Below are 24,526 nucleotides of genomic sequence, written 5' to 3'. Positions count from 1 at the left end.
GGAGAATCCTTGCATTGGTAGGCCGGTTCCTCGTCTTTCTGGGGGGAGTGATCGTTGTAGCGCTGTTTGTGGCGCTGCTTGCGCCGCTGTTCATCGACTGGACGGATTTCCGCAAGAACTTCGAGGATCAGGCAAGCCGCATCATCGGCAAGAAAGTTACCGTCCACGGCACGGTGGATGCCCGCCTGTTGCCGTTTCCATCGGTCACGCTGCATGACCTGCGCGTCGGCCAGGAAGCGGACGGCACGCCGATCGTCAGGGTCGAGCAGTTTTCCATGGATGCGGAGCTTGCGCCTTTCCTGTCGGGCGAGGCGCTGATCTTCGATATGCGGGTCGTCAATCCGAAGGTGCGTCTGAGATTGCTCAAGGACGGCACACTCGATTGGATGCGCGGCAGCCGCGCCGAAATTCCCGCAAAGACGGTTGTTCTCGAAAATGTGCATGTCAGCGGCGGCGAAGTCGAATTCATCGACGACCAGTCGGGTCGGGCGCGCCGCATCACCGGCCTGAATGCAGAGATGTCGGCCAAATCGCTCGCCGGCCCTTGGCGCATCGAGGGTGATGCGGCGCTCGACGGCGAACATGGGAGTTTCTCGATCTCGAGCAGCCAGCCGGACGAGAAGGGCGTGCTGCGCATGCGCACGAAGCTTTCCCCTGATAAGCACCCGGTCAGTATCGATCTTGACGGCGAGCTGAAGCTCGTCGATCGCAAGCCGAATTACCAGGGCCAGCTTTCAGCGGCGATCGAAAACCGCAACAGCGCCAAATCGGCCAACAAGAACGAGCAGCCGCCGCGGGTCAAGGGCCGATTCGAACTCACCAACGAACGCATCCGCATCCCGGAATACCGCATGGAGATCGGCCCGACGGACGATCCCTATGTCATAACAGGCGAGGCAACGCTCGACACCGGCAATGCGCCGGAATTCCTGTTGACGGCCGACGGTCAGCAAATCGATGTCAACCGCATCGGCAATGAAGGCGCGGCCGGTAAGACGACGCGTGATCCCGCGGTTTCGGCGCGGCAGCGACTGAATTCGCTGATCGACATCGTCGCGCAGGTGCCGATCCCGCAAGTGCCGGGCAAGGCAAGCGTCAAGCTGCCGGCGATCGTCGCCGGCGACACGACATTGCGCGACGTGCAACTGGAGCTGGAGCCGGCCGGAACGGGCTGGATGATCGACAGCGCTATCGGCACGCTTCCGGGACGCACCCAGGTGGAAGGCAAGGGCAAGCTCCTGCTCCAGGGCGAGCCCTCGTTCAACGGACAGATCGTAGTGGCCTCTAACCAGCCGACGGGGCTTGCCTCCTGGCTTGCCGGCTCGGTCGACCCGGCCATCCGGCAATTGCGGCAAGCGGGCTTTTCCGCCAATGTCAGCCTCACTCATGAATTGCAGCGTTTCGAAAATCTCGAAATCGCCATGGGATCGGCGACGCTGAAAGGCCGGCTGGAGCGGCAGGCGGTTTCCGGCCAGACGCCGACCCTGTCGGTGTCGCTGAATGGCGACACGCTCGATCTCGACGCGCTCCAGGCGCTGGCCGGGCTCGCGACCGGGCAGGACACCGGCGACAATGTCCTCGATCACAAGATCGCCGCCCAGCTCAAGGCCGACAAGTTCACCGCCTTCGGTGTCGAAGCCGAGAATGTCGAAACCACCTTCACGATCGCCGACGGGGCGCTTGCGGTCGACCGGCTGTCGGTTAAGAATCTCGCCGGTGCCGAGCTGACGGCGACGGGCCGGGCGGAAGGCTCGCTGCTCGACTACAAGGGTGCGGGTGAGATCACCTTCAAGTCGGCCGATCCCGGCGGCTTCTTCACCATGCTGCGCGAGCATCTGCCGCACCACCCGGTGCTCGACCGGCTGGTGCGCAATGCCGGCTGGTACGGCAATACGGCATTGCGCGGGGCGCTGACGCTCGGCGGCGACGAAGGCGATGCGTTGACGGTGACATTGGCCGGTGTGGCGAATGGCAGCCGCGTCAATCTCGACTATCGCATGTCCGATCTGCTGGCGCTGACCGGCAACGGCACGACGAGCCTCGAGGCGACGCTCGAAAACGCCGTGCCGTCCATCCTCTTCGGCCAGGCCGGGCTCGACCCGCTGCCGGTCGATGTCGGCGCCAACGGCCGCCTGACGCTCAAGGTGAAGGCATCGGGCAATGATCCCGCCGATGCGGCGCTGACCTTTGCCACCGACCGGACTTCCTTTACCGCCAACGGCAAGGTCGATGTCCGGCCGGAGAGTTTCATGAATGGTCAGGTCGCGCTTTCGCTCGATAGCGCCGATATTGACCACTATCTCATCATGAACGGCATCGCCCTGCCGCAAACCGGAACGGGATTGCCGTTCAGCCTGCAGGTCAATGCCGCCGTCGACAGCGACAAGATCGCCTTGTCCGATATCAAGGGGCATGCGGCCGACAACGAGTTTTCAGGAGCGCTGAGCTTCGACCGGAAGGCCGCGAAGACGACGGCGAGCGGCGCGCTGACGATCTCCAAAGCCGACGCCGGCTGGCTCGGCGAGGCAGTGTTCGGCCAGATCGTCGATCCCGCCAGTGGCGCCTTGACGAAGGCCCCGCTCGGTCTGCCCGTCTTCAAGGATGTCGACGTCAAGGTGAAGCTTTCGGCCAAGGAATTCTGGCCCGGCCTGCCGGAAACGGCGGTGTCCGATTTTACCAGCAACGTCGCCTATAAGGGCAACGAATTGCAGCTCAACGACATGGCCGGCAACTGGGACGGTGGCAAGCTCTCCGGCAACCTGCTTTTTACCAATGCCGACGGCACCGGTTTTCTGCAGACGAAGCTTGCGCTTGCCGATTCCGACCTTGCCGGCGTCGTCTGGCTGCGTGACGGTGCGCCGATCGCCAATGGTAAGTTCGGCCTGTCGCTGTCGATGGAAGCCTCGGGCAAGACGGTCAGCGAAATCGCCAGCTCGCTCAACGGTTCGGGTGAATTGCGGCTCGGCGACACCAGCATACGCGGATTGAACCTTGCCATCCTTCCGCCGCTGCTTGCAGCGACCGACACGATGCAGGAACAGATCAATGCCGGCAAGGTGCACCCGATCGTCGAGACGCTGCTCAGCAACGGCGAGGCGAAGCTGCCGCCGCTCGGAGTTCCCTTCAACATTACCGACGGGACGCTGAGGGTACAGAATGTCACCGTCGCCAATGATCTGGCCCGCGTCACCGCCGACGCACAGATTGCGCTGCCGGAAGAGCGGATCAGTGCGACGGTCGGTATCGGCCTCAATCCCGGTACGGAAACGCTTCCCGGCGCCGAGCCGGCGCTCAGGCTGAATTTTTCCGGCCTGTTGCCGTCCCCCGGCAAGACGATGGATGTGACCGATATCACCAGCTACCTGTCCCTGCGCGCCTTCGAACGCGAACGGCGGCGCGTCGAGCGGCTGCAGGCGATCGTGCTCGAAAAGCAGCGGCTGCGTCGCGAGGCCGCGCTCTATCGGTTCAATGACGCCGAGCGCGTCAGGGCCGCCGAGATCGAGCGGCAACGGCAGGCGGAGGAAGAGCGGCTGCGCGCACTGGCACAAGCAGCGGCGGCGCAGAAGGCGGCCGCCGAGGCGGAGGCCGCGCGCGCGGCGGAAGCCAGGGACAAGGCCGATGCGCAGGCGAGGGCGGCTGCGGAAGCGGCGCGGCGCGGCGGGCAGGCGCAGCCCGGTCCACTCAATTTCGATCAGGTGCCGGGCGTTCAGGCGCAATGACGGCGCGCGAGATCTGATTGACCTGAGGCGCTGCAGGTCTTCGTGTCATTGAAATCGCCTTGATATCTGCGTCACGGCTGGCGGCCACCGCCGGCCTTTGCCCAGGAAAGCACATGGAGCCGTAGCGCCGAGGACAGGTTGCTGTCTGGCTGGCGGTGGTCGTCGATCTCGGAAATCAGGGCGGCCAGCGACATAGAGCGGCCTGCCGCGATCGTCTTCAGTTCGGCCCAGAATTCATCTTCCAGCGAAAAACTGGTGCGATGGCCATGCAGTGTTGCCGAGTGCTTGCGGATCATGAAGGACGTTCACATCGCAATCGGCTTCGAGGGTCGATTCAAGCAAATCGGGCAAGTGGCTGATCGCAGATTCGTTTTCGTCTTTTCAAGCTTTACGTGAAGCCTCATGCGCCGTCGTCGTCCGTCTCGATCCTGCCGTCGCGGTGCGCCTTGTCGGCCTTCTCGTTCAGGCTGCGGGTGAGCTGCTTCTCGGCCTTGGTGCGCCCGAAGGAAATACGGTTCTGCTCGGCCTGTTTCTCCTTCTCGGAGCGGGCCTGCTTCTTGCGGAACTGGCGCAGATTGATGATTTCGGCGCTCATGCGGTGGCTGAAATCCCTTAAAAAAGGGAGGCTGGGCCTCCCTTTGAAATCACTGCTTCTTGCGGAAGGAGTCGAGCGAGACGACGGAACCCGGTTTCTTCTCTTCACCCTCGGCCGGTTTTGCGCCGGCGGTTTCGTCGGGCTTTCCTGCCGCATCGACCGGATAGGCGGTGATCTCACCGGACGGCAGCTCCTCGCCATCGGCGAGCGGCACGTCGAATTCGAGCTCGAAATTGACGGAGGGATCGTAGAAGCCGCGGATCGCATTGAACGGTATGACCAGCTTTTCGGGAACGTCGGAGAAGGAAAGGCCGATTTCGAAATGCGTCTCGGTGATCTTCAGGTCCCAGAACTGGTGCTGGATGACGATGGTCATCTGCTCTGGATATTTCGACTTCAGGTGTTGGGAAATTCGTACGCCGGCCGCACCCGTCAGGAAGGTGATGAAGAAGTGATGGTCGCCGGGCAGACGGCCCGTCGTTGCGACTTCCGCCAAAACCTTGCGGATGACGCCGCGAAGTGCATCCTGCGCCAGTATGTCGTAGCGGATATGATCCTGCCCCATGCTTTTCCTGTCTTTCGTCGGTTCGGAAGTCTTTTCACAAGGTTATATGCCACGTCCGGGCGCCTTGGGAAAGGCCGGAGCCGAGTCACGTTTTTTCGCAGCATACATGATTTCGTCAGCAGGGAGAAGGTGAAGGCTTCTGTTGCCAGGTGCCTTCGGACCCCGCCTAGAGGTGCGAACCACTAGGACTTTGATTGAAGTGTCACACCGCGATTAAGCAGCGAGACGAGCTTCCGCATAGTTGTCGTTTGCAACTACAATTTTAGCCCGATAACGGCGGTACAATGCCGAGCAAAAAGTCGATCTTTACACCCTTGTCGATCCTGTTTCGCCCCCATCAAAAGCCGGCCTTCCATGCCGCCGGTTTTTGGTGGAGGCGCCGGGTACCGCCCCCGGGTCCAATAGGTTTATTACACCGCTCATTTATTGCCATAGCCGACCCGAAAGCCGGCAGGGTTGATATAGTGATTTCCTTCGCCCAAGGAAAGGGCAAACGTCATAAAAGCTTTACCTCCGGCAGCAGAAAGGACGGGAAAATGCCGGCTGGCGATTGGTTTCCTGAAGGTGAAGGCTTAAATTGGAGAAAACGGAATCAGCGCGCCATGCAGCAATATCTCGATCTCCTGAAGCATGTGATGGAAAAGGGCTCCGACCGGGGCGACCGCACCGGCACCGGTACCCGCTCGGTTTTCGGCTACCAGATGCGCTTCGATCTCGAAGAAGGCTTTCCCGTGCTGACCACGAAGAAGCTGCATCTGCGCTCGATCATCCACGAGCTTTTGTGGTTCCTCAAGGGTGAAACGAATATCCGCTATCTCAAGGAGAACGGCGTCTCGATCTGGGATGAATGGGCCGACGAGAACGGCGAGCTCGGCCCGGTCTATGGTGCCCAGTGGCGATCCTGGCCGGCACCCGACGGCGGCCATATCGATCAAATCGCCAATCTGGTCAAAGGCATCGTCAACAACCCGAATTCGCGCCGCCACATCGTCTCGGCCTGGAATCCGGCCGAAGTCGACAATATGGCGCTGCCGCCCTGCCATTGCCTGTTCCAGTTCTATGTGGCCGACGGCAGGCTCTCCTGCCAGCTCTACCAGCGCTCAGCCGACATCTTTCTCGGCGTGCCCTTCAATATCGCTTCCTATGCGCTGCTGACAATGATGGTGGCTGAGGTGACCGGGCTAAAGCCCGGCGATTTCGTCCACACGCTCGGCGATGCGCATCTCTACCACAACCATTTCGACCAGGCGAAGCTGCAGCTGACGCGCCGGCCGAAGCCGCTGCCCTTCATGCGCATCAACCCCGATGCGAAGGACATTTTCGGCTTCACCTTCGATGATTTCGAGCTGATCGGCTACGAGGCCGATGCCAGCATCAAGGCGCCGATCGCCGTCTGATCCGGGACATTTCATGGCCGATATACGCAGGACCATCATCGCCGCCGTTGCCCGCAACGGCACCATCGGCCGCGACGGCGACATGCCGTGGCGGCTGTCGAGCGATCTCAAGCGCTTCAAGGCACTGACGCTGGGCAAGCCTGTCGTGATGGGCCGCAAGACCTATGATTCGATCGGCAAGCCGCTGCCGGGACGGCCGAACGTGGTGATTTCGCGGCAAGCGGCAATTGATCATCCCGATGTCAGTATGGCGCATTCGCTGCCCGAGGCGATGGACGCGGCTGAAAGGCTGGCACGCGAAACCGCCGGCGACGAGATCTGCATCATCGGCGGCGGCCAGATCTATGCTCAGGCGATCAATCTTGCCGACCGGCTGTGCATCACCCATGTCGAGGCCGATCTCGAAGGGGATGCGGCATTTCCGGCGATCGATCCGGCCGTCTGGCAGGCGGCAGAGACGATTGTGGTTCCGTCCGGCGAGAAGGACAGCTATCCCACCCGATACGTCGTCTATGAACGCCGTCACGCCTGAAAACGAACTATTTTCCAATTAAATTGACCAAGTTTCTCACGCTGCGTTGAAAGCCGGTGCGGTGATACTTATAACGGTGACCAACGCATCGGCCGGTCAGCCCCCACGGTCCCGGATGCGGGGAAGACTTAACGAACAACGAGGTTTTGATGCCCTGGAGCAATCAGAATGGCGGCGGCGGCCCTTGGGGCGGCGGCGGTAATAATCAGGGACCATGGGGTCAGGGGCCGAACCGGCCGCGCGGCAGCGGCGGCAAGGGCGGACCGCCCGATCTGGAAGACATTATCCGGCGCGGCCAGGACCAGCTGCGCAACATCGTTCCCGGCGGTTTCAACGGCGGCGTAGCGGTGATCGTCGTGGCGATCGTTGCCGTCTTCTGGCTGATCCAGTGCATCTACACCGTCCAGCCGGATGAGCGCGGCGTCGAACTTCGCTTCGGCAAGCCGCGGGAGGAAATCTCGATGCCCGGCCTGCATTTCCACGTCTGGCCGATAGACACGGTCGAGATCGTGAAGGTGACGGAGCAGCAGCAGAATATCGGCGGACGCAACAACACAAATTCGACGGCTGGCCTCATGCTTTCCGGTGACCAGAACATCGTCAACGTGCAGTTCTCGGTGCTCTACACGATAAATGACCCGAAATCCTATCTTTTCCGTCTCGAAAATCCGGCTGAAACGCTGCAGCAGGTTTCCGAAAGCGCCATGCGCGAAATCGTCGGCCGGCGCCCGGCGCAGGATGCCTTCCGCGATAATCGCGGACCGATCGAAACCGAGGTGCGCAACATCATCCAGGACACGATGGACCGCTACGGCGCCGGCATTGCGATCAACCGCGTGACGATCGAGGACGTAGCACCGCCGCGTGATGTGGCCGATGCCTTCGAGGAAGTGCAGCGCGCCGACCAGGACAAGCAGCGTCTGGTCGAAGAGGCGAACCAGTACGCGAACCAGAAGCTCGGCCAGGCCCGCGGTGACGCGGCTCGCATCCGCGAAGCGGCAGCGGCCTATAAGGATCGGATCGTCAAGGAGGCCGAAGGTGAAGCGCAACGCTTCGTTTCGATCTACGACGAATATTCCAAAGCTCCGGACGTGACGCGGGAGCGGCTGTTCCTGGAAACCATCGAACAGGTGCTGAAGGGTTCCAAGAAAGTGATCATAGACGAAAAGGCTGGCGCCGTGCCCTATCTGCCTCTCAACGAGATCAACAGGCCGACGCAGCAACAACAACAGCAGCAGGGAGGTTGAGACCCATGTCGAACAGACTTCCCGTAATTCTGATCGTTTTGGCAGTCGTGCTTGTCGGCCTTTATTCATCGGTATTCGTGGTGAATGCCCGCGAACAGGCTATCGTCGTTCGCTTCGGTGAAATCCAGTCGGTCAAGACTGACCCGGGCATCTATTTCAAACTGCCCTTCGCCTTTTCCGATGCCGACCGGGTGCAGTACGTGCCGAAGCAGGAGCTGCGCTTCGACCTCGACAATATACGTGTTCAGGTCTCGGGCGGTGCATTCTACGAGGTGAATGCCTTCATCATCTACCGCATCAACGATGCTCGCCGTTTCCGCGAAACGGTCTCAGGCGACAGAGAGGCGGCGGAAGCCCGGCTTCGCACACGCCTCGATTCCGCACTGCGCCGGGTTTACGGCGTTCGTAGCATCGAAGCTGCGCTTTCCCGGGAGCGTGTGGCAATGATGCTCGAGGTTCGCAACGAGCTGCAGGCCGATGCGGAAACGCTTGGCATCACGCTCGACGACGTGCGCATCAGCCGCACGGATCTGACGCAGGACGTTTCCGAGCGTACCTTCAACCGCATGCGGGCCGAGCGCCTGGCGGAAGCTGAGCTTCTTCGGGCTCAGGGCAATGAGGAAGGCCAGCGCCGTCGCGCCATCGCCGATCGGCAAGTCGTTGAGTTCACTGCGGGTGCTCAGCGCGATTCGGAGATCCTGCGCGGCCAGGGCGATGCCGAACGCAACCGCATCTTCGCCGAAGCCTTCTCAAGGGATCCGGGTTTCTTCGAGTTCTATCGCTCGATGGCGGCCTATTCGGCGGCGCTTTCATCGCAGGACACGACGCTCGTCCTGTCACCGGATTCGGAATTCTTTCGCTATTTCGACAACGCAGCGGGGACCGCTCAACGGCCACCGGCAACGCCGGCTCCCGCAGCACCCGGAGCAACCGCTCCGGCAGCGCCTGCCCAGCCGGCGAACTGAGAACGCAGGATTGGTTTCCCGCCACGATCGAGAAAGGGCCGGCCTGCCGCCGGCCCTTTTTAGTTTCCAAGAGCCAAGGCCGGGCTTTTATGACGGTCCGTCGGATTGCACGGGGATTTCGCGAAAAGGTGATTTCGCCCTCCATCATTCCGCCTTATGCTGATGCTCAATGTGCGCATTTACCGCTTATGAGGAAGCTTGATGGCCCCCACGATTGGCTCGCCCTTCAGACGAACGCTCGCGCTTATGGCCAGCGCCGCAATTCTGGCGCAAGCCGGCACGAGCGGGATTGCTTTTGCGCAAGCCACGCCTGAAACAGCAGCACCCGGGGTTGCCGCGCCTGTTCCGGCTGCTCCGGCGCCGACACCACCCGCATCCGCGGCACCGCAGCAGATTCCGCCGCTTCAGGGCGTCGTGCCGAACAACGGACCGGCTTCCGTCGCCGATCTCGCCGAGGGCTTGCTCGATGCCGTGGTCAACATATCGACCTCTCAGAATGTGAAGGATGACGAAGGGGTCGGTCCGGCGCCGCGCGCGCCCGACGGATCGCCATTCCAGGAGTTCTTCAACGACTTCTTCAACAAGAAGCAGGACGGCAGAGGCCCCAACCACAATGTCAGCTCGCTCGGCTCCGGCTTCGTCATCGACCCGACCGGTTATATCGTCACCAACAACCACGTGATCGAGGGCGCTGACGACATCGAGGTCAATTTCGCCAATGGCTCGAAGCTCAAGGCGAAGCTGATCGGCACGGATACGAAGACCGATCTTTCGGTGCTGAAGGTCGAGCCGAAGACGCCGCTGAAAGCGGTTAAATTCGGCGATTCCAGCGAGATGCGCATCGGCGACTGGGTGATGGCGATCGGCAATCCCTTCGGCTTCGGCGGCTCGGTGACGGTCGGCATCATTTCCGGGCGTGGCCGCAACATCAATGCCGGCCCCTATGACAATTTCATCCAGACGGATGCGGCGATCAACAAGGGCAATTCCGGCGGCCCGCTCTTCAACATGAAAGGTGAAGTCATCGGCATCAATACGGCGATCATTTCGCCGAGCGGCGGTTCGATCGGCATCGGCTTCTCGGTGCCGTCGGAACTCGCCTCCGGCGTCGTTGCGCAGCTGCGCGAATATGGCGAGACGCGGCGCGGCTGGCTCGGCGTTCGCATTCAGCCGGTGACCGACGATATCGCCGACAGCCTCGGGCTCGACACGGCCAAGGGTGCACTGGTCGCCGGCGTCATCAAGGGCGGCCCCGTCGACGACGGCTCCATCAAGGCGGGCGACGTGATTTTGAAATTCGACGGCAAGACGGTCAATGAAATGCGCGATCTGCCGCGTGTCGTGGCGGAAAGCACGGTCGGCAAGGAAGTCGACGTCGTAGTGCTGCGCGACGGCAAGGAGCAGACCGTCAAGGTGAAGCTTGGCCGCCTCGAGGACAGCGATCAGGCTGCATCCGGTGATGCAGCGCCCGATGGCTCGCAGGACGGCGTGATCACCCCTGATCCGGACGAGAACAACGACCTGGACCAGCCGGATACCGGCGATCAGATGCAGCCCGTACCGGGCGCACCGGCGCCCGACCAGCACCAGGGCCAGGTATCGCCGGATGCGGCAACACCCAAGGAGGTGCTCGGATTGTCGCTGTCGCTATTGAGCCCCGAGACACGCAAGGTTTTCGGCATTGCCGAGAGCGTCGACGGCGTCGTCGTGACGGAGGTGGCGCCCGGCTCCGCCTCGGCCGAAAAGGGGCTGAAGCCAGGGGACGTGATCGTCGAGGTGGCGCAGGAATTCATGAAGTCGCCGGGCGCGGTCGCAGACAAGGTGAAATCGCTGAAACAGGAGGGCCGCCGCAACGCCCAGCTGATGATCGCATCGGCTAACGGCGATCTGCGGTTCGTGGCGGTGCCGATGGAGTAGGGGAACCGCGGCGCCTAGCGCCGCCTTCCTGTTGTCGCTCAACCTCTCCTCCGTCATTCCTGTGCTTGTCACAGGAATCCAGCCATCGCGCGTCTACGCGGTGAGTGAGTCTCATAGAGGTAAGAGAGGCCCAGCGCGCCCAAGGACTTGGGCGCGCTGGATCCCTGTGACGAGCACAGGGATGAGGGAGAGTGGGGTAAGCGCTGCGCCAAATTTCATGCTGACGCATTCGACAGTGCTCGACCGTTTTGATTTGGTGACCCGTCCAGCGATAGTGAGTTGAGCATTCAGCCCGTCACAAAATCCGTCTTCCGATATCCCTGGATATAGAGCAGCGCCGTCAGGTCAGCGTGGTTGATACGCATCTGCGCCTGGGCGGCGACCGTGGGTTTGGCGTGGAGGGCGACGCCGGAGCCGGCGAGCTGCAGCATGCCGAGATCATTGGCGCCATCGCCGACGGCGATCGCCTCCTTCGGCGAAATGCCGAGGCGTGCCGATATTTCGCTCAGCGCATCCACTTTCGCCTGCTTGCCGAGGATCGGTTCGGCGACGAAGCCGGAGAGGATGCCGTCATCTTCGAGGAGCGTGTTGGCGCGGTTCTCATCGAAGCCGAGCGTGGCGGCGATAGGCTTTGTAAAGACGGTGAAGCCGCCGGAGACGAGGGCGGTGTAATGGCCTTTCGACTTCATGGTGGCGATCAGCTCCGGGCCGCCCGGGGTGAGCGTGATACGCCGGGCAATGACCTCGTCGACGACCGATATCGGCAGGCCTTTCAGCAGAGCGACACGCTCACGCAACGCGGGCTCGAAGGCGATTTCGCCATTCATGGCGCGGGCGGTGATGGCGGCGACCTTCTCCTTCAGGCCAACTTCGGCAGCGAGTTCGTCGATGCATTCCTGGCCGATCATCGTCGAATCCATATCGGCGATGAGCAGCTTCTTGCGGCGGATCTCCTGCTCCTGGATGACGAGGTCGATCGGTGCGCTGGCGATGACGGCGAGGATATTGGCCTCGGCTGCGTGCGCATCCCTGCCGTCACGCAGCGCGATGTCGCAGGCGACGCCGTCGGCCAGCCAATAGAGACCGGAGGCTTCCACGGCCTCGGCAGCCTGTTCGGCGATACCGGGGGTCAGAACAGGATTTGACGGATTGGCAACAAGCGTGGCAACGAGGGCCATGATGGAAAACCTTCTGAGCGTAGAGAACGCGATCCTGATAACCGGGCCGACCGCCAGCGGCAAGTCCGCGCTCGCCGTCGAATTGGCAAAGCGCTGTGGCGGCGCGGTCGTCAATGCCGACAGCATGCAGGTCTATGACACCTTGCGGGTGCTGACCGCGCGCCCGTCGGAAGAAGAGATGCAAGGCGTGCCGCATCATCTCTACGGCCACGTGCCGGCAGGGGCCGCCTATTCCACCGGCGCCTGGCTGCACGACGTCTCGGCGCTGTTGCCGGCCTTGAAAGCCGCCGGGCAGCCGCCGGTCTTCGTCGGCGGCACTGGGCTCTATTTCAAGGCACTGACCGGCGGCCTTTCCGAAATGCCCGCGATACCCGAGGCGCTTCGGGAGAAACTCAGGACGCGGCTGCTGGAGGAGGGGCCGGATCAGCTCTATGCCGAACTTGATGCGATCGACCCTGCCATGTCGGCAAGCCTCAACCGCCAGGACGGTCAGCGCATCGTCCGGGCGCTGGAGGTGATCAAGGCGACGGGACGGTCGATCGCCGATTTTCAGGGACGGTCCGGACCAGTTCTTATCCATGCCGAGAAGGCACGAAAGATTGTCGTGCTGCCGGATCGGGCGGTGTTGCATGCCCGCATCAACGGCCGTTTCGAAAAGATGCTGCAGCAGGGCGCCGAAGACGAGGTGAGGGCGCTGCTTGCCCTCGGCCTGCCGGCCGAGGCGCCTGTCATGAAGGCGATCGGCGTGTCGCAGATCGCGGCGATGCTGAAGGGTGAGATGACGCGCGAGGAGGTGCTGGAGACGGGAGCTGCGGCGACGCGGCAATACGCCAAGCGGCAGATGACCTGGTTCCGCAATCAGATGGACGAGAGCTGGGAGCGGCTGGCCCTATAGCGCGCAAGTCAGGGCCTGCTCCTTCAATGCAGTTACGCGCCGCGCACCTGCAGCAGTTTGGCGAGTTCGGCCACCGCCGCCTGCAGATGCTCCTGCGGAAAGCCGCCGAAACCCAGCATCAAGCCGGGGCGTGCCGGCTGCGCGCCATACATGGGGGAGATCGCCCGCACTGCGAGGCCGGCCGAAAGGGCGCGCGCCGCCAGCCGCACGTCGTCGGCTTCCTCGGGCAGCCATAGAAGGATGTGCATGCCCTGATCGCTCGGCTGAACATGGCACCCTTCCGGCAGAACCCGCTCGAGCGCTGCGAGCAGAACAGCGCGGCGTTCGGCATAAAGTCCCCGAATGCGCCTGATATGGGCCTCGAAATAACCTTCCCTGATATAGGCGGCCAGAACGTGCTGTTCTGATATCGGCGAATGCCGGTCAAGAATCGCGCGTGCGCCGGCGAAGGCTTCTGCAAGCGGCGCCGGCGCGATGACGTAACCGAGGCGCAACGACGGAAAGAGCACCTTGCTGAAGGTGCCGAGATAGATGACGCGCGACGGACGCAGCCCCTGCATGGAGGGAAATGGGTGTCCGGCATAACGCAGTTCGCTGTCGTAGTCGTCCTCTACGATCCAGGTTCGGTTCTGGTCGGCCCAGGCGATCAGAGCGTTGCGCCGCGCCATGCTGAGCGGCATGCCGACCGGATATTGGTGTGAAGGCGTGACGAATGCGGCGCGCGCTTCCGGGCAGAGTTCGAGGCCACGTTCCACACTCATTCCTTGTGCGTCGACCGGGATTCGATGCGTCCGAACGCCGAGATCGTCGAGCACTGCCGTCAGGCCGGGATAAGCGGGATCCTCGGCCCATACCGGGTCGTCACGCGACAGAAGAACTCGTCCAGCCATGTAGAGGCCTTGCTGGGTGCCTGACGTAACAATGACCTGCTCTGGTTCGCAATGAACAGCCCGCGCGCGGCGGACGTGGTCGGCGATGGCTATGCGCAGCTCGAGCACACCCATCGGATCGTGGTAGCCCGAGGGTGCGGCCCGTCTTGAGGCGCGCATTCGATTGCCGACACGACGCCAATTGTCGTCGGGCGCAATGCCGGAAGCGGGCACGGCGATGGCGAAGGGAACGGGCGGGTGAGGGGTCAGCGCACGGGCGATCGATATTAGCCGGGCAGCCGGGGCAGGCAGATCCATCGCCTCTGCGGACGCCGGCGCGGGGGGCGGCGGCGGAAGTGCCGGCGCCATGTCCGTCAGGGCGGCGGCAACACGGGTTCCCGCGCCCACTCTCGCCTCCAGATAACCTTCGGCGGTCAACTGGTCGAAGGCTTCGACGACGGTGCCGCGGGCGATCTTCAAAGAGGCGGCAAGGCTACGCGTCGAAGGGAGACGCTCGCCTGGCCTCAGTTCGCCGCAGGCAATGGCGTTCCGCAGGGCTTGTGCAAGCCGGCGGCCGACATGGGCCTTTCTATCGATGCCGTGGAGAGACGGAATTTCGATGGTGGCCCGCCGCTTCGACATTGCAAAATGGTCCATGAAGATTCTTGAAAATGGCGCTTCATGATGAACCAATTTTAGAAGAGAAGGAAGGCCTCAGCGACTTCAGGAAAGCGGACATGCAGGATCTTCTCGTCGTCTATATCGCCTATATCGTCGCAGCCGGAAGCCCGGGGCCAAGCAACATGGCGATCATGAATGTCGCGATGAGCCAGGGGCGCCGACCGGCCCTAGCGCTTGCCGCCGGCGTGATATCGATGTCGACATGCTGGGGACTGATTGCCGTCACCGGCATTTCGACCCTGCTGGTAGGCTATGCTCATGCCCTGTTATTCCTCAAGATCGCCGGCGGACTTTACCTCCTCTGGCTCGCCTGGAGGGCGGCTCGCTCGGCCGCTGCCGCGGATACGCCGGCAGGCGAGCCAGCCCGGCCGTCGACGGACTTCGGCGTGCTCTACCGCCGTGGGATCCTGATGCATCTCGGAAACCCCAAAGCGGTTCTGGCCTGGGTCGCGATCATGTCGCTCGGCCTCAAACCGGGCGCTTCGCCCGAGATCGCGGTGACGGCTTTCGGCGGCTGTGTGCTGCTCGGGATATCGATATTCGCCGGTTATGCCCTGCTATTCTCGACAGCACCGATGGTGCGCGGCTATGCCAGGGCGCGCCGCTGGATCGAGGCAGGCCTCGCCGTGTTTTTCGCGGGCGCCGGATCGCGGCTGCTGTTCTCAAACTGACGCTTTTGCAGGATCAAATCATGTCTTCGGCTTCTCCCTTTCACGGCCTTTCCGCCTTTCCGGCAACGCCCGCGAATATCGACGGCCGCGTCGACACCGAAGCCCTCGGCCGCCTTCTGGAACGCTTGTGCGACGCGGGCGTCGCCTCTATCGGGCTTCTCGGCAGCACCGGGATCTATGCTTACCTCACGCGCGAGGAGCGGTTGCGCGCCGTCAAGGCCGCGGCCGAATGCGTCGCCGGCCGTATTCCTCTCGTCGTCGGGGCCGGGGCTCTCAGAACGGACCACGCCGTGGATCTTGCCAGGGATGCCGAGGCGGCCGGTGCGGATGCTCTTCTGCTGGCGCCGGTCTCCTATACGCCGCTGACGCAGGAAGAAGCCTATGAGCATTTCCTGGCGGTCGCGCAGGCAACGAAGCTGCCGGTCTGCATCTACAACAATCCGGGCACGACCCATTTCACCTTCAGCCGGGAGCTTCTCCAGCGCCTCTCCGATATCGAAACGATCAGGGCCGTCAAGATGCCGCTGCCTTTTGACGGCGATTTGTCAGGGGAACTTGCGGCCTTGCGGGAGAAGACCGATCTTGCGGTCGGCTACAGTGGCGATTGGGGCGCGGCCGATGCGCTGCTTTACGGCGCAGACGCCTGGTACAGCGTCATCGGCGGTTTGCTGCCGCGCACGGCTCTCGGCCTGACCAAGGCCGCCATGGCCGGCGACGTCGATGAGGCACGCCGGCTCGATAAGTTCTTCGAGCCGCTATGGCAAACCTTCAAGGCATTCGGAAGCATCCGCGTGGTCTATATGCTGCTCGAGCATTTCTCACTCGCCCGGGCGGAGCTTCCGCGACCGCTTTTGCCGCTGAAATCAGCGGACCGCCAGCGTGTGCTCGATGTCATCGAGCCGCTGATCGCTCTGGAGGGTGGGCGGAAGACTCAGTCCTTGTTGTAAAGGCTGCTCAACGGCTTTTTCAGAATGCTTTCGCGCAGCGACGAGCCGGGTTCCCGGCGGGTGATGGCCGGCTGGTCGGTCGGCGGCGCAGGTCGCGGAAAGATCGGTTCCTCGCGGCGCATCTCGCGGCGCAGCGCATCGAGCCGCGGATCGACGGGTGGAGGTGCGGCCGGGTCCAGCCCCGGCGTCTGCGGCAGCAGTTCGCGCCGGTAGGATTCGAGGGGCGCCGATACCGGCGGCGGCGAGGCCGGTGGAGGCGGTGCGTAGGGCTTGGCCTCGAGAGCCTCGTCGACGTCATCCGCCTCGTCGGAACCTGCCGCCGATGCGCCGAAGCTCTGCTGGAAATTCGAAATATCGGGCCCGACCGTCACCGCCCGCATGCGGGTGACGATCTTGCGCAGATCGACCGTATCCGGATCTTCCTCGCTATGCTTGCTGTTGGCGCTGGCAGCCTTCGGCAGCAGATTTTCTTCGACGCGGGAAAAGCGCATGCGCATCGGCACGCTGATCGCCTCGCCGAAGGCGATTGCCTCGCCATTGCCGATCGAGGAGATGAAGCTCGTCGTCGAGATCGATGAATTCGGGATGGCCGAGCGGATGATTTCCTGGTCGCGGTCGTTGGCCAGGCGCATGGCAAACAGCGTCGAGCACTGCGACAGGATCGTTTGATCAAGCTCGCCCGGCCGCTGGGTAATGATCCCAAGCGAGACGCCATATTTTCGGCCTTCTTTGGCAATGCGGGCGATTGCCTGGCGCGTCGGCACGAAGCCGAGGCTCGGGTCGGAGGGGATGTAGCGGTGGGCTTCCTCGCAGACGACGAGCATGTGGATGGCGCCGTCGCTCCACAACGCCACCTCGAAGGCCATGCGGCAAAGCACGGAGGCGACCGAATTGACCACCTCGGAAGGAATGCCGGCAAGCTGGAAGGTACAGATCGGCCTGCTGTCTCCGGGAATGCGGAATATCTGCGCGATGGTGTCGGTGATCGTGTCGCTGATCGTGTTGTTGGAAAACATGAAGTGATAGCGCGGATCGTTGATTGCGGCGATCAGGCGCATCTTCAGCGACCGCAGGACGGGTTTTTCCGCTCGGCCCTCGAGGCGGCCGATGCGCTCGTCGATCAGGGCCAGCAGATCGGCCATGCGGTAGGGAACCGGTGTGTCGGCGGTGATCGAGCTTTTTTCCGTCGTGCGGCGCACCAGCGAGTTGTCGCTGCCGCGGAAGGCGCGCTTGGCCTCCGGCATGATGTCACGCAGCATGTCGAGCTCTTCTGGCACCGGCGGGCGGCCGCGAAAGACGACTTCGGCGAATTCCTCCAACCGCATCAGCCAGAATGGCAAGTCGAGCGTATCGGTATCGATGGTGACGGCGTGCTTGGGAAAGGCAGCGGCGAATTCATTGTGCGGATCGAGGATCAGCACCCGCAGCTTCGGATCTGCCACGATCGCCTTATGCAGCAGTAGCGATACGGCCGTCGATTTGCCGACGCCGGTCGAGCCGACGACGGCGAAATGCTTGGAGAGCATCGAGGGAATGTGGATCGCCGCATCGATGCTTTCGTCCTGGGTCAGCTTGCCGATGACGGCGGTCGTGCCCGTTCCGGCATCGTAGATGCGCATCAGGTCGGCGGCGCGGATGCGGTGTGCGATGGCGCCGAGATAGGGATAACGCGAGATGCCGGTCGAGAATTCCTCGCGGCCGTCCTCGTCGACGCGGACTTCGCCGAGCAGCTCGGTCTCGATTTTGAAATCATTGTCCTCGCCTTCGCCCCAGGCATGGCTGCCGGTATTCATCTGATAGACGAGTGCGACGACGCGGTTGCGGCCGACGCTGATCGAGATCAGCCGGCCGACGGACCAGAGTTCGGTGAGATCGGTGTTGCCCTCAACGGCGACGGCGGCAATCGTCGCCCGCGCGCCGCTGCATGCAACGACGCGGCCGAGAAAGCGATTTCCCGGCGCGAGGCCATCGCGGCGATCATGCTCGCCTGCCTTGCCAGACATGCGCAAGTCGTTGTTGAGCAACGGGCTACTCCTACAGTAGCGTTAAAGGATAACGTCGATCCTTTAATAAATCCTTCATCCTGTCGATTTCAGCGGCGCAGGCACGGGGCAGTTTTTTATTGCGGCATGCGTTGACGCTGCGAAATTTTCTGTCTATCACTTCCGACCATGAAAATCGCAACGGCTCTTATCGTGGTGGGAAAGCGCATGGGCAGGATGGTGTAACCATCCGGCGGTAGCCACCCATGCGCTAGATGACAGGCTCCTCCGGGGCCTTTTTTTATGCCCGAAATTCGGGCTTCCGGCCACAAACGCAATCCCAGCATCAAACGGAACAGACAGATGAGCACGGACAATCAGGCGGCAGGCAATCGGATGACGGGAGCGGAGATCGTTCTCAGAGCGCTGAAGGAAAACGGCGTCGAACATATCTTCGGCTATCCCGGCGGCGCAGTCCTGCCGATCTACGACGAGATCTTCCAGCAAGAGGAGATCAAGCACATCCTCGTCCGCCACGAGCAGGGGGCCGGTCATGCGGCCGAAGGCTACGCCCGCTCCACCGGCAAGGTCGGCGTCATGCTCGTCACCTCAGGCCCTGGCGCCACCAATGCGGTCACTCCGCTGCAGGACGCGTTGATGGATTCGATCCCGCTCGTCTGCCTGACCGGTCAAGTTCCGACCCCGCTGATCGGCTCCGACGCCTTCCAGGAATGCGACACGGTCGGCATTACCCGGCCCTGCACGAAGCACAACTGGCTGGTCAAGGACGTCAACGAGCTCGCCGCTATCATTCATGAGGCCTTCCGCATCGCCCAGTCCGGCCGTCCAGGCCCCGTCGTCGTCGATATTCCGAAGGATGTGCAGTTTGCGACCGGCACCTATACGCCGCCCGCCGATTACCCGATCCAGAAGAGCTATCAGCCGAAGATCCAGGGCGACCTCAACCAGATCCATGCCGCAATCGAGTTGATGGCGAATGCGCGCCGGCCGATCATCTATTCCGGCGGCGGTGTCATCAATTCCGGCCCTGAGGCCTCCAAGCTGCTGCGCGAACTGGTCGAGCTCACCGATTTCCCGATCACCTCGACGCTGATGGGCCTCGGCGCCTATCCGGCTTCGGGCAAGAACTGGCTGAAGATGCTCGGCATGCATGGCTCCTACGAGGCCAACATGGCGATGCATGACTGCGACGTCATGGTCTGCATCGGCGCCCGCTTCGACGACCGCATCACCGGCCGTCTCAACGCCTTCTCGCCGAACTCGAAGAAGATCCATATCGATATCGATCCGTCCTCGATCAACAAGAACGTCCGCGTCGATATCGGCATCCGCGGCGATGTCGGCCATGTGCTGGAAGACATGGTCCGCCTGTGGCGGGCTCTGTCGAAGAAGCCGGAGAAGAATCGTCTCGCCGATTGGTGGAGCGATATCGCCCGCTGGCGGGCGCGCAACTCCTTCGCCTATACCAAGAGCAACGACGTGATCATGCCGCAGTATGCGCTGGAGCGTCTCTATGCGCATACCAAGGACCGCGACACCTATATCACGACCGAGGTCGGCCAGCATCAGATGTGGGCGGCGCAGTTCTTCGGCTTCGAACAGCCGAACCGGTGGATGACCTCGGGTGGCCTCGGCACGATGGGCTACGGCCTGCCGGCGGCGCTCGGCGTCCAGATCGCCCATCCCGGCAGCCTCGTCATCGATATTGCCGGCGACGCCTCGATCCAGATGTGCATCCAGGAAATGTCGACGGCGATCCAGTATGATGCGCCGATCAAGATCTTCATCATGAACAACCAGTACATGGGCATGGTGCGCCAGTGGCAGCAGCTGCTGCACGGCAATCGCCTGTCGCACTCCTATACCGAGGCGATGCCTGATTTCGTCAAGCTGGCGGAAGCCTATGGCGCGGTCGGCCTGCGCTGCGACAAGCCGGATGAGCTCGACGACGCCATCGTCGAGATGATCGAGGTCAAGAAGCCGGTTATCTTCGATTGCCGCGTCGCCAATCTCGCCAACTGCTTCCCGATGATCCCCTCTGGCAAGGCCCATAATGAAATGCTGCTGCCCGACGAAGCCACGGATGAAGCGGTCGCCAACGCGATCGATGCCAAGGGCCGTCAGCTCGTATAACAATAAGGTAGGAACCCAGGACCATGAACGCACATCTTCAGCCCACGGGCTCTGCCTACTTCATCTCGCCGGAAACGACGGCAATCGAGAGCCACACGCTTTCGGTGCTCGTCGATAACGAGCCGGGCGTCCTTGCCCGCGTCATAGGCCTGTTCTCCGGCCGCGGCTACAACATCGAAAGTCTCACGGTTTCGGAGACCGAGCACCAGGCGCATCTTTCGCGCATCACCATCGTCACCCGCGGCACGCCGCACGTGCTGGAGCAGATCAAGGCGCAGCTCGATCGCATCGTGCCGGTTCATCGCGTCGTCGATCTGACGGTGCGCGCCCGCGAACTTGGCCAGGAGCGGCCGATCGAGCGTGAGGTGGCGCTGGTCAAGGTGATCGGCGAGGGCGAGATGCGCGCCGAGACGCTTCGCCTTGCCGATGCCTTCCACGCCAAGGTGGTGGATGCGACGATTGATCACTTCATTCTGGAGATCACCGGCAAGTCCTCGAAGATCGACCAGTTCATTGCGATCATGAAACCGCTCGGCCTCATCGAAGTTTGCCGCACGGGCATCGCGGCGATGAACCGCGGCGCGCAGGGGATGTGAGGTACAGCTTCATCCCTTCCTCGGCGTCATCCTCGGCCTTGTCCAGCCTTGTCCCGAGGATCTGCCCACGTATCGAGCGGCGCAGATACTCGGGACAAGCCCGAGCATGACGAAAGAGGGGTTGGCGGGCTTGTCAGCAGTTCGGGCCGCTGGAGATCATAGCATCTCCAGCGGCTTTTTCTTTGCCGGCGGCGGGAAGGCGGCGTCCAGCGCCTGCCAGTCCTCATCGGTGATCTCAAGCGAGACGCAATCGCGGTTCTCAGCCACGCGCTCGGCATTCGACGTCTTCGGGATGACGATGACGCCGTCGCGTTCGAGCAGGAAGGCGAGCGCCAGCTGGGCGGGCGTTGCCTGATAGGCCTTGGCGATGTGGATGAGTTCGGGATGATGCAGAATATGTCCCTGCTCGATCGGCGAATAGGCCATGACGGGAATGGCGCGGCTCTGGCACCAGGGCAGGAGATCATATTCGATGCCGCGGCGGGAGAGATTGTAGAGCACCTGGTTGGCGGCGACATTGCCACCGTCGGGAACCCTGAGCAGCTCCTCCATGTCGTCGGTGTCGAAATTGGAGACGCCCCAGGCGCCGATCTTGCCTGACGCTTTCAGCATTTCAAAGGCGGCGACGGTCTCGGTAAGGGGATAGTTGCCGCGCCAGTGCAGGAGATAGAGATCGATCCGGTCGGTGCCGAGCCGTTCCAGGCTGCGCTCGCAGGCTTCGACCGTGCCTTTCAGACTGGCATTCCAAGGATAGACCTTGCTGACGAGGAAGAGCTCGTCGCGCCGTCCTTTGATCGCCTGGCCGACGATCTCCTCGGCGCCGCCGTCGCCATACATTTCGGCGGTGTCGATCAGCGTCATGCCGAGATCGATGCCCGCCTTGAGGCTTTCAATTTCGATCCTGGCATGGCCGGCATCCTCGCCCATGGCCCAGGTTCCCTGGCCGAGCGCCGGCACTTCCGTGCCGTTCGGGAATTTGACGGAGGGGATGGGGTCGTCCTGCATGATTTTTTCCATTTTTCAGGAGATTGCGCAGCGTTCTTATCTTTCACCTAATCCTGTCACCATGACAATGATGTAATGGCGTCAAGAGTTTAGGGCAGTTACGCTGACCTAAATAAAGCAGGCCGCGGAAAAGAGCCGGCTTTGGGAGGTCGCATTCCGCTGGATACGTTTCTCGCCCTTGTTCTCTTTGCCTTCACGACGTCGATCACGCCGGGGCCCAACAACATGATGCTCTTTGCCTCGGGCGTGAATTTCGGCTTCCGCAGGACGATTCCGCATATGTTCGGCATCGGCGCGGGTTTCTTCTCGCTGCTGATCGGCGTCGACCTCGGGCTCGGGGCGCTGCTGCATACGATGCCCTGGTCTATACGGTGCTGAAGTTCGCCGGCGGCGCCTATCTCGTCTGGATCGCCTGGAAGATCGCCTCCTCGCGTTCGCTGAGCGAAGGCAGGAACAGCGCTGCGCCGATGTCCTTTTTCTCGGCGGCGGCCTTCCAGTGGGTCAACCCGAAAGCCTGGGTGATGGCGGTTACGGCGATGGCGACCTACACCAATCCCGAACTCTATCTTGCCAGCGTGTTGATCGTCGGCCTGGCTTTCGCGGTGGTCAACGTGCCGAGCGTTTCGACATGGGCGGGCTTCGGCTTGGCGCTCAGGGAATGGTTTTCCGATCCGGCGCGGCTGAAATGGTTCAACATCACCATGGCGGTGCTTCTCGTGGCGAGCCTCTGGCCGATGCTAAAATAATGCGATCGATGGTTTCGTCAGCATCAGCCAGAAAATGCCGATGACGGAGAAGAAGGCCGGAAAGCCGAAGGCGAACCAGATGCGGTAGAGGCTGAAATAGGCGGGCGGCAGGGCGCTCGCCGATGCCGCGGCAGCGCGGGCGAGATCGCGCAGACGGATCTGGATCCGAACGACCGGCAGCCAGAACAGGCCGGTGACGACGTAAAGCAGCAGCGACAGCGCGATCCAGCCCTCCGACAGGTCTCAGCCAACGGGCGAGGAGATAGCCGGTCACCGGCTGGACAATGGCGGCGGTGGCCGTGAAGATCGTATCGGCGATGACCACGGTTGCGGCGACATGGGCGATCAGGGCGGGATCACGCGTGCGGTGCGCCATCACCATGAAGAAAGCGATGCCGGCGCCGGTGCCGAAAAGCACGGTCGCGCCGATGACATGGGCAAGCAGCAGCCATTGCTCGAGCATCAACGTTCATCCAGGGTGGCAAGCGCCGTCAGGGTCAGCAGGACCGACGGCAGCACCTTGACGAGGGGGCCGAGCGGATCGAGCCAGAGCGTGGGTTCGAGAAGGGTGCCGCCGGCGAGATAGGCCAATGAGACGGTGAGCATGCCGAGAAGGGCGCGTCTGGCGAGCGGGCGAACAAGCATGGCGGCGCCGAGCGCCACATCGATGAGGCAGGTCACAAGCGTCAGCGCCGTTGCCGCCGCTTCCGGCATGAAGGGCAGGAAGTGCGCCGAGGCCCTTTCCATCGAAAGCAGCGGGATCAGGCCGGAGAGCAGCCAGAAGGCCGACAGGCCCGATATGACGAGCGGCTTCAGGAGATAGAGTCTGGCGAACCAGAGATCCTGCACGCCGGAGGGATTGGCCGCGAGCGTCGCCGCCGCCGATGTCACGGCGAGGCCGCTTTCTCCCTTGCTTCGTATGCCCTCGGACATCACTGTCATCGCCGTCGAGCGCAGGGGCGAACGCCAGCCGAGCAGGCCGCCATATCGGCAAGCCAGGTCACCGGTCGCGTAAGCCAGGCAGCAAGCGAAAAGACGCGGGCAGGCGCCAGGCCCAGCCATTGCCGGTGAAGGCGGACGAGTTCGGCGAGTGTCAGCACCTCGCTGGCGGCGAGATCGATATCGCCGCGAAGGTCGCCTGCGACCGCCCGCGACACGGCGTCCGCCACATCATCTACAGAAAGCGTTTCGACCGGGCTTTCCGCATGGACCAGCGGCAGCGCCAGCGGAAAGGCGGCGAGCGCCCGGACGAGCCACGAGCCGCCATGGGCGTTGCGGCCGAGAACCAGGGCAGGGCGCAGGATGAGATAAGGCAGGCCGCTTGCCGCCAGCGCTTCGTCGGCCCGCCGCTTGGTGGCGAGGAAGGGCAGTTCGCCTGCCGCACCCGCCGTCCTTGCCGATATCTGGACGATCAGGGGACGCAAGCGTTTCGCCGCGGCATAGAGCGCCAGCATCGCATCGGCCTGGGTCGCCGCAAGATCGTCCGAGAGCCCGTCCTGCAGCGCGCCGGCGCAATTGACCACGGCGTGCTGGTGTTCGAGGAGGCCTTCCCAGTCCTCGGGCTTTGTCATCCGCGAGAAATCGGCCTGCCGCCAATCGATCGCCGGCTGCTTGAGACGCGCCCGCGCGGGAGAGCGGCCAAGTCCGGTCACGGCGTGGCCGTCCGCAACCAGCCGGGCCGCGACGATGGAGCCTATGAAGCCGGTTGCGCCGAGAATCAGGATGTTCATGACGGGAGATTAGCGGAAAAGTTTGAGTGGGATAGGAGGGCTTGGCGGGGTTGTGGTGTATGGTAGTGGGAAGAGACGGTTTTATGGAGACAAGGGCGAGGACCTTGCCGGCGTCCTTTCTCTCCCCGCTCGAGA

General features: G+C 62.6%; 18 protein-coding genes, 1 other RNA gene and 3 pseudogenes. 12 read left to right on the top strand and 10 right to left on the bottom strand.

What is annotated here, in order from left to right:
- The first annotated feature begins 14 nt into the window (after positions 1 to 14).
- A complete protein-coding gene (locus A7X77_RS09510) occupies positions 15 to 3,719 on the top strand; it encodes an AsmA family protein (protein ID WP_064682681.1) in 3,705 nt (1,234 codons plus the stop codon).
- Positions 3,720 to 3,790: 71 nt separating this feature from the next.
- Here the strand turns inward: A7X77_RS09510 and A7X77_RS09505 are convergent, their stop codons facing one another.
- The 4 genes from A7X77_RS09505 to ssrA all read right to left on the bottom strand — a co-directional run bounded on the left by A7X77_RS09505 (position 3,791) and on the right by ssrA (position 5,370).
- The gene (locus A7X77_RS09505; protein ID WP_064682680.1) at positions 3,791 to 4,015 is read right to left on the bottom strand and encodes a ribbon-helix-helix domain-containing protein; all 225 of its coding nucleotides are present in this window, start codon (positions 4,013 to 4,015) and stop codon (positions 3,791 to 3,793) included.
- A 104-nt stretch (positions 4,016 to 4,119) separates the two neighbouring features.
- The gene (locus A7X77_RS09500; RefSeq protein WP_011426047.1) at positions 4,120 to 4,314 is read right to left on the bottom strand and encodes a DUF4169 family protein; all 195 of its coding nucleotides are present in this window, start codon (positions 4,312 to 4,314) and stop codon (positions 4,120 to 4,122) included.
- A 49-nt stretch (positions 4,315 to 4,363) separates the two neighbouring features.
- Positions 4,364 to 4,879, bottom strand: a complete 516-nt coding sequence (locus A7X77_RS09495) for an SspB family protein (RefSeq protein WP_064682679.1) — start codon at positions 4,877 to 4,879, stop codon at positions 4,364 to 4,366.
- Positions 4,880 to 5,007: 128 nt separating this feature from the next.
- Positions 5,008 to 5,370: a transfer-messenger RNA gene (ssrA, locus tag A7X77_RS09490) on the bottom strand.
- A 111-nt stretch (positions 5,371 to 5,481) separates the two neighbouring features.
- Here ssrA and A7X77_RS09485 point away from each other — a divergent pair.
- The 5 genes from A7X77_RS09485 to A7X77_RS09465 all read left to right on the top strand — a co-directional run bounded on the left by A7X77_RS09485 (position 5,482) and on the right by A7X77_RS09465 (position 10,937).
- Positions 5,482 to 6,276, top strand: coding sequence for a thymidylate synthase (locus tag A7X77_RS09485; RefSeq protein ID WP_064682678.1), 795 nt, complete (start codon positions 5,482 to 5,484; stop codon positions 6,274 to 6,276).
- 13 nt (positions 6,277 to 6,289) lie between these two features.
- Positions 6,290 to 6,808: a dihydrofolate reductase gene (locus tag A7X77_RS09480; protein ID WP_064682677.1), complete on the top strand. Its 519-nt coding sequence runs from the start codon at positions 6,290 to 6,292 to the stop codon at positions 6,806 to 6,808.
- A gap of 149 nt (positions 6,809 to 6,957) precedes the next feature.
- Positions 6,958 to 8,055 (top strand): FtsH protease activity modulator HflK, encoded by a 1,098-nt coding sequence (hflK, locus tag A7X77_RS09475; RefSeq protein ID WP_064682676.1) that lies wholly within the window; start codon positions 6,958 to 6,960, stop codon positions 8,053 to 8,055.
- Between the two features lie 5 nt (positions 8,056 to 8,060).
- The gene (hflC, locus tag A7X77_RS09470) at positions 8,061 to 9,020 is read left to right on the top strand and encodes a protease modulator HflC (RefSeq protein ID WP_064682675.1); all 960 of its coding nucleotides are present in this window, start codon (positions 8,061 to 8,063) and stop codon (positions 9,018 to 9,020) included.
- A gap of 201 nt (positions 9,021 to 9,221) precedes the next feature.
- Entirely contained in the window at positions 9,222 to 10,937 is a 1,716-nt protein-coding gene (locus A7X77_RS09465) for a DegQ family serine endoprotease (protein ID WP_064682674.1), read from the top strand.
- Positions 10,938 to 11,224: 287 nt separating this feature from the next.
- Here the strand turns inward: A7X77_RS09465 and serB are convergent, their stop codons facing one another.
- Positions 11,225 to 12,115 (bottom strand): phosphoserine phosphatase SerB, encoded by an 891-nt coding sequence (gene serB / locus A7X77_RS09460; RefSeq protein ID WP_064682673.1) that lies wholly within the window; start codon positions 12,113 to 12,115, stop codon positions 11,225 to 11,227.
- On the opposite strand from serB, the gene miaA reads away from it, so the two are divergent.
- The gene (gene miaA, locus A7X77_RS09455) at positions 12,114 to 13,010 is read left to right on the top strand and encodes a tRNA (adenosine(37)-N6)-dimethylallyltransferase MiaA (RefSeq protein WP_197486815.1); all 897 of its coding nucleotides are present in this window, start codon (positions 12,114 to 12,116) and stop codon (positions 13,008 to 13,010) included. The genes serB and miaA overlap by 2 nt on opposite strands.
- 32 nt (positions 13,011 to 13,042) lie before the next feature.
- Here the strand turns inward: miaA and A7X77_RS09450 are convergent, their stop codons facing one another.
- The gene (locus A7X77_RS09450) at positions 13,043 to 14,521 is read right to left on the bottom strand and encodes a PLP-dependent aminotransferase family protein (protein WP_197486820.1); all 1,479 of its coding nucleotides are present in this window, start codon (positions 14,519 to 14,521) and stop codon (positions 13,043 to 13,045) included.
- A gap of 95 nt (positions 14,522 to 14,616) precedes the next feature.
- Between A7X77_RS09450 and A7X77_RS09445 the strand changes: the two genes are divergently transcribed.
- Positions 14,617 to 15,231, top strand: a complete 615-nt coding sequence (locus tag A7X77_RS09445; RefSeq protein WP_064682759.1) for a LysE family translocator — start codon at positions 14,617 to 14,619, stop codon at positions 15,229 to 15,231.
- 20 nt (positions 15,232 to 15,251) lie between these two features.
- A complete protein-coding gene (locus A7X77_RS09440; RefSeq protein WP_064682670.1) occupies positions 15,252 to 16,178 on the top strand; it encodes a dihydrodipicolinate synthase family protein in 927 nt (308 codons plus the stop codon).
- Here A7X77_RS09440 and A7X77_RS09435 read toward each other — a convergent pair.
- Entirely contained in the window at positions 16,163 to 18,202 is a 2,040-nt protein-coding gene (locus A7X77_RS09435; protein WP_064682669.1) for an ATP-binding protein, read from the bottom strand. The two genes, A7X77_RS09440 and A7X77_RS09435, sit on opposite strands and share 16 nt — an antisense overlap.
- A 321-nt stretch (positions 18,203 to 18,523) precedes the next feature.
- On the opposite strand from A7X77_RS09435, the gene A7X77_RS09430 reads away from it, so the two are divergent.
- Entirely contained in the window at positions 18,524 to 20,314 is a 1,791-nt protein-coding gene (locus A7X77_RS09430) for an acetolactate synthase 3 large subunit (RefSeq protein WP_082928792.1), read from the top strand.
- Between the two features lie 23 nt (positions 20,315 to 20,337).
- The gene (ilvN, locus tag A7X77_RS09425; RefSeq protein ID WP_010034065.1) at positions 20,338 to 20,910 is read left to right on the top strand and encodes an acetolactate synthase small subunit; all 573 of its coding nucleotides are present in this window, start codon (positions 20,338 to 20,340) and stop codon (positions 20,908 to 20,910) included.
- A 156-nt stretch (positions 20,911 to 21,066) separates the two neighbouring features.
- Here the strand turns inward: ilvN and A7X77_RS09420 are convergent, their stop codons facing one another.
- Positions 21,067 to 21,915, bottom strand: coding sequence for an aldo/keto reductase (locus A7X77_RS09420; protein WP_064682757.1), 849 nt, complete (start codon positions 21,913 to 21,915; stop codon positions 21,067 to 21,069).
- A gap of 153 nt (positions 21,916 to 22,068) precedes the next feature.
- On the opposite strand from A7X77_RS09420, the pseudogene A7X77_RS09415 reads away from it, so the two are divergent.
- Positions 22,069 to 22,661, top strand: a pseudogene (locus A7X77_RS09415) (LysE family translocator).
- Here A7X77_RS09415 and A7X77_RS09410 read toward each other — a convergent pair.
- Positions 22,653 to 23,124: pseudogene (locus A7X77_RS09410) on the bottom strand (DUF2269 family protein). The pseudogenes A7X77_RS09415 and A7X77_RS09410 overlap by 9 nt on opposite strands.
- A pseudogene (locus A7X77_RS09405) lies at positions 23,124 to 24,391 on the bottom strand (SDR family oxidoreductase). Before A7X77_RS09405 ends, A7X77_RS09410 begins: the two co-directional pseudogenes overlap by 1 nt.
- Positions 24,392 to 24,526: the final 135 nt, after the last annotated feature.

This window comes from Rhizobium bangladeshense, from assembly GCF_001662075.1.
GTDB classification, from domain to species: domain Bacteria; phylum Pseudomonadota; class Alphaproteobacteria; order Rhizobiales; family Rhizobiaceae; genus Rhizobium; species Rhizobium bangladeshense_B.
This window is presented reverse-complemented; position numbering and strand designations above follow the sequence as displayed.

What these genes read in the sequence shown, in the direction of transcription:
- A7X77_RS09445 (WP_064682759.1), top strand. Translation starts at nt 14,617, where the DNA reads ATGCAGGATCTTCTCGTCGTCTATATCGCCTATATCGTCGCAGCCGGA.
- A7X77_RS09450 (WP_197486820.1), bottom strand. Translation starts at nt 14,521, where the DNA reads ATGTCGAAGCGGCGGGCCACCATCGAAATTCCGTCTCTCCACGGCATC.
- hflC (WP_064682675.1), top strand. Translation starts at nt 8,061, where the DNA reads ATGTCGAACAGACTTCCCGTAATTCTGATCGTTTTGGCAGTCGTGCTT.
- hflK (WP_064682676.1), top strand. Translation starts at nt 6,958, where the DNA reads ATGCCCTGGAGCAATCAGAATGGCGGCGGCGGCCCTTGGGGCGGCGGC.
- miaA (WP_197486815.1), top strand. Translation starts at nt 12,114, where the DNA reads ATGATGGAAAACCTTCTGAGCGTAGAGAACGCGATCCTGATAACCGGG.
- A7X77_RS09480 (WP_064682677.1), top strand. Translation starts at nt 6,290, where the DNA reads ATGGCCGATATACGCAGGACCATCATCGCCGCCGTTGCCCGCAACGGC.
- A7X77_RS09485 (WP_064682678.1), top strand. Translation starts at nt 5,482, where the DNA reads ATGCAGCAATATCTCGATCTCCTGAAGCATGTGATGGAAAAGGGCTCC.
- serB (WP_064682673.1), bottom strand. Translation starts at nt 12,115, where the DNA reads ATGGCCCTCGTTGCCACGCTTGTTGCCAATCCGTCAAATCCTGTTCTG.
- A7X77_RS09420 (WP_064682757.1), bottom strand. Translation starts at nt 21,915, where the DNA reads ATGCAGGACGACCCCATCCCCTCCGTCAAATTCCCGAACGGCACGGAA.
- A7X77_RS09495 (WP_064682679.1), bottom strand. Translation starts at nt 4,879, where the DNA reads ATGGGGCAGGATCATATCCGCTACGACATACTGGCGCAGGATGCACTT.
- A7X77_RS09465 (WP_064682674.1), top strand. Translation starts at nt 9,222, where the DNA reads ATGGCCCCCACGATTGGCTCGCCCTTCAGACGAACGCTCGCGCTTATG.
- ilvN (WP_010034065.1), top strand. Translation starts at nt 20,338, where the DNA reads ATGAACGCACATCTTCAGCCCACGGGCTCTGCCTACTTCATCTCGCCG.
- A7X77_RS09505 (WP_064682680.1), bottom strand. Translation starts at nt 4,015, where the DNA reads ATGATCCGCAAGCACTCGGCAACACTGCATGGCCATCGCACCAGTTTT.
- A7X77_RS09440 (WP_064682670.1), top strand. Translation starts at nt 15,252, where the DNA reads ATGTCTTCGGCTTCTCCCTTTCACGGCCTTTCCGCCTTTCCGGCAACG.
- A7X77_RS09500 (WP_011426047.1), bottom strand. Translation starts at nt 4,314, where the DNA reads ATGAGCGCCGAAATCATCAATCTGCGCCAGTTCCGCAAGAAGCAGGCC.
- A7X77_RS09430 (WP_082928792.1), top strand. Translation starts at nt 18,524, where the DNA reads ATGAGCACGGACAATCAGGCGGCAGGCAATCGGATGACGGGAGCGGAG.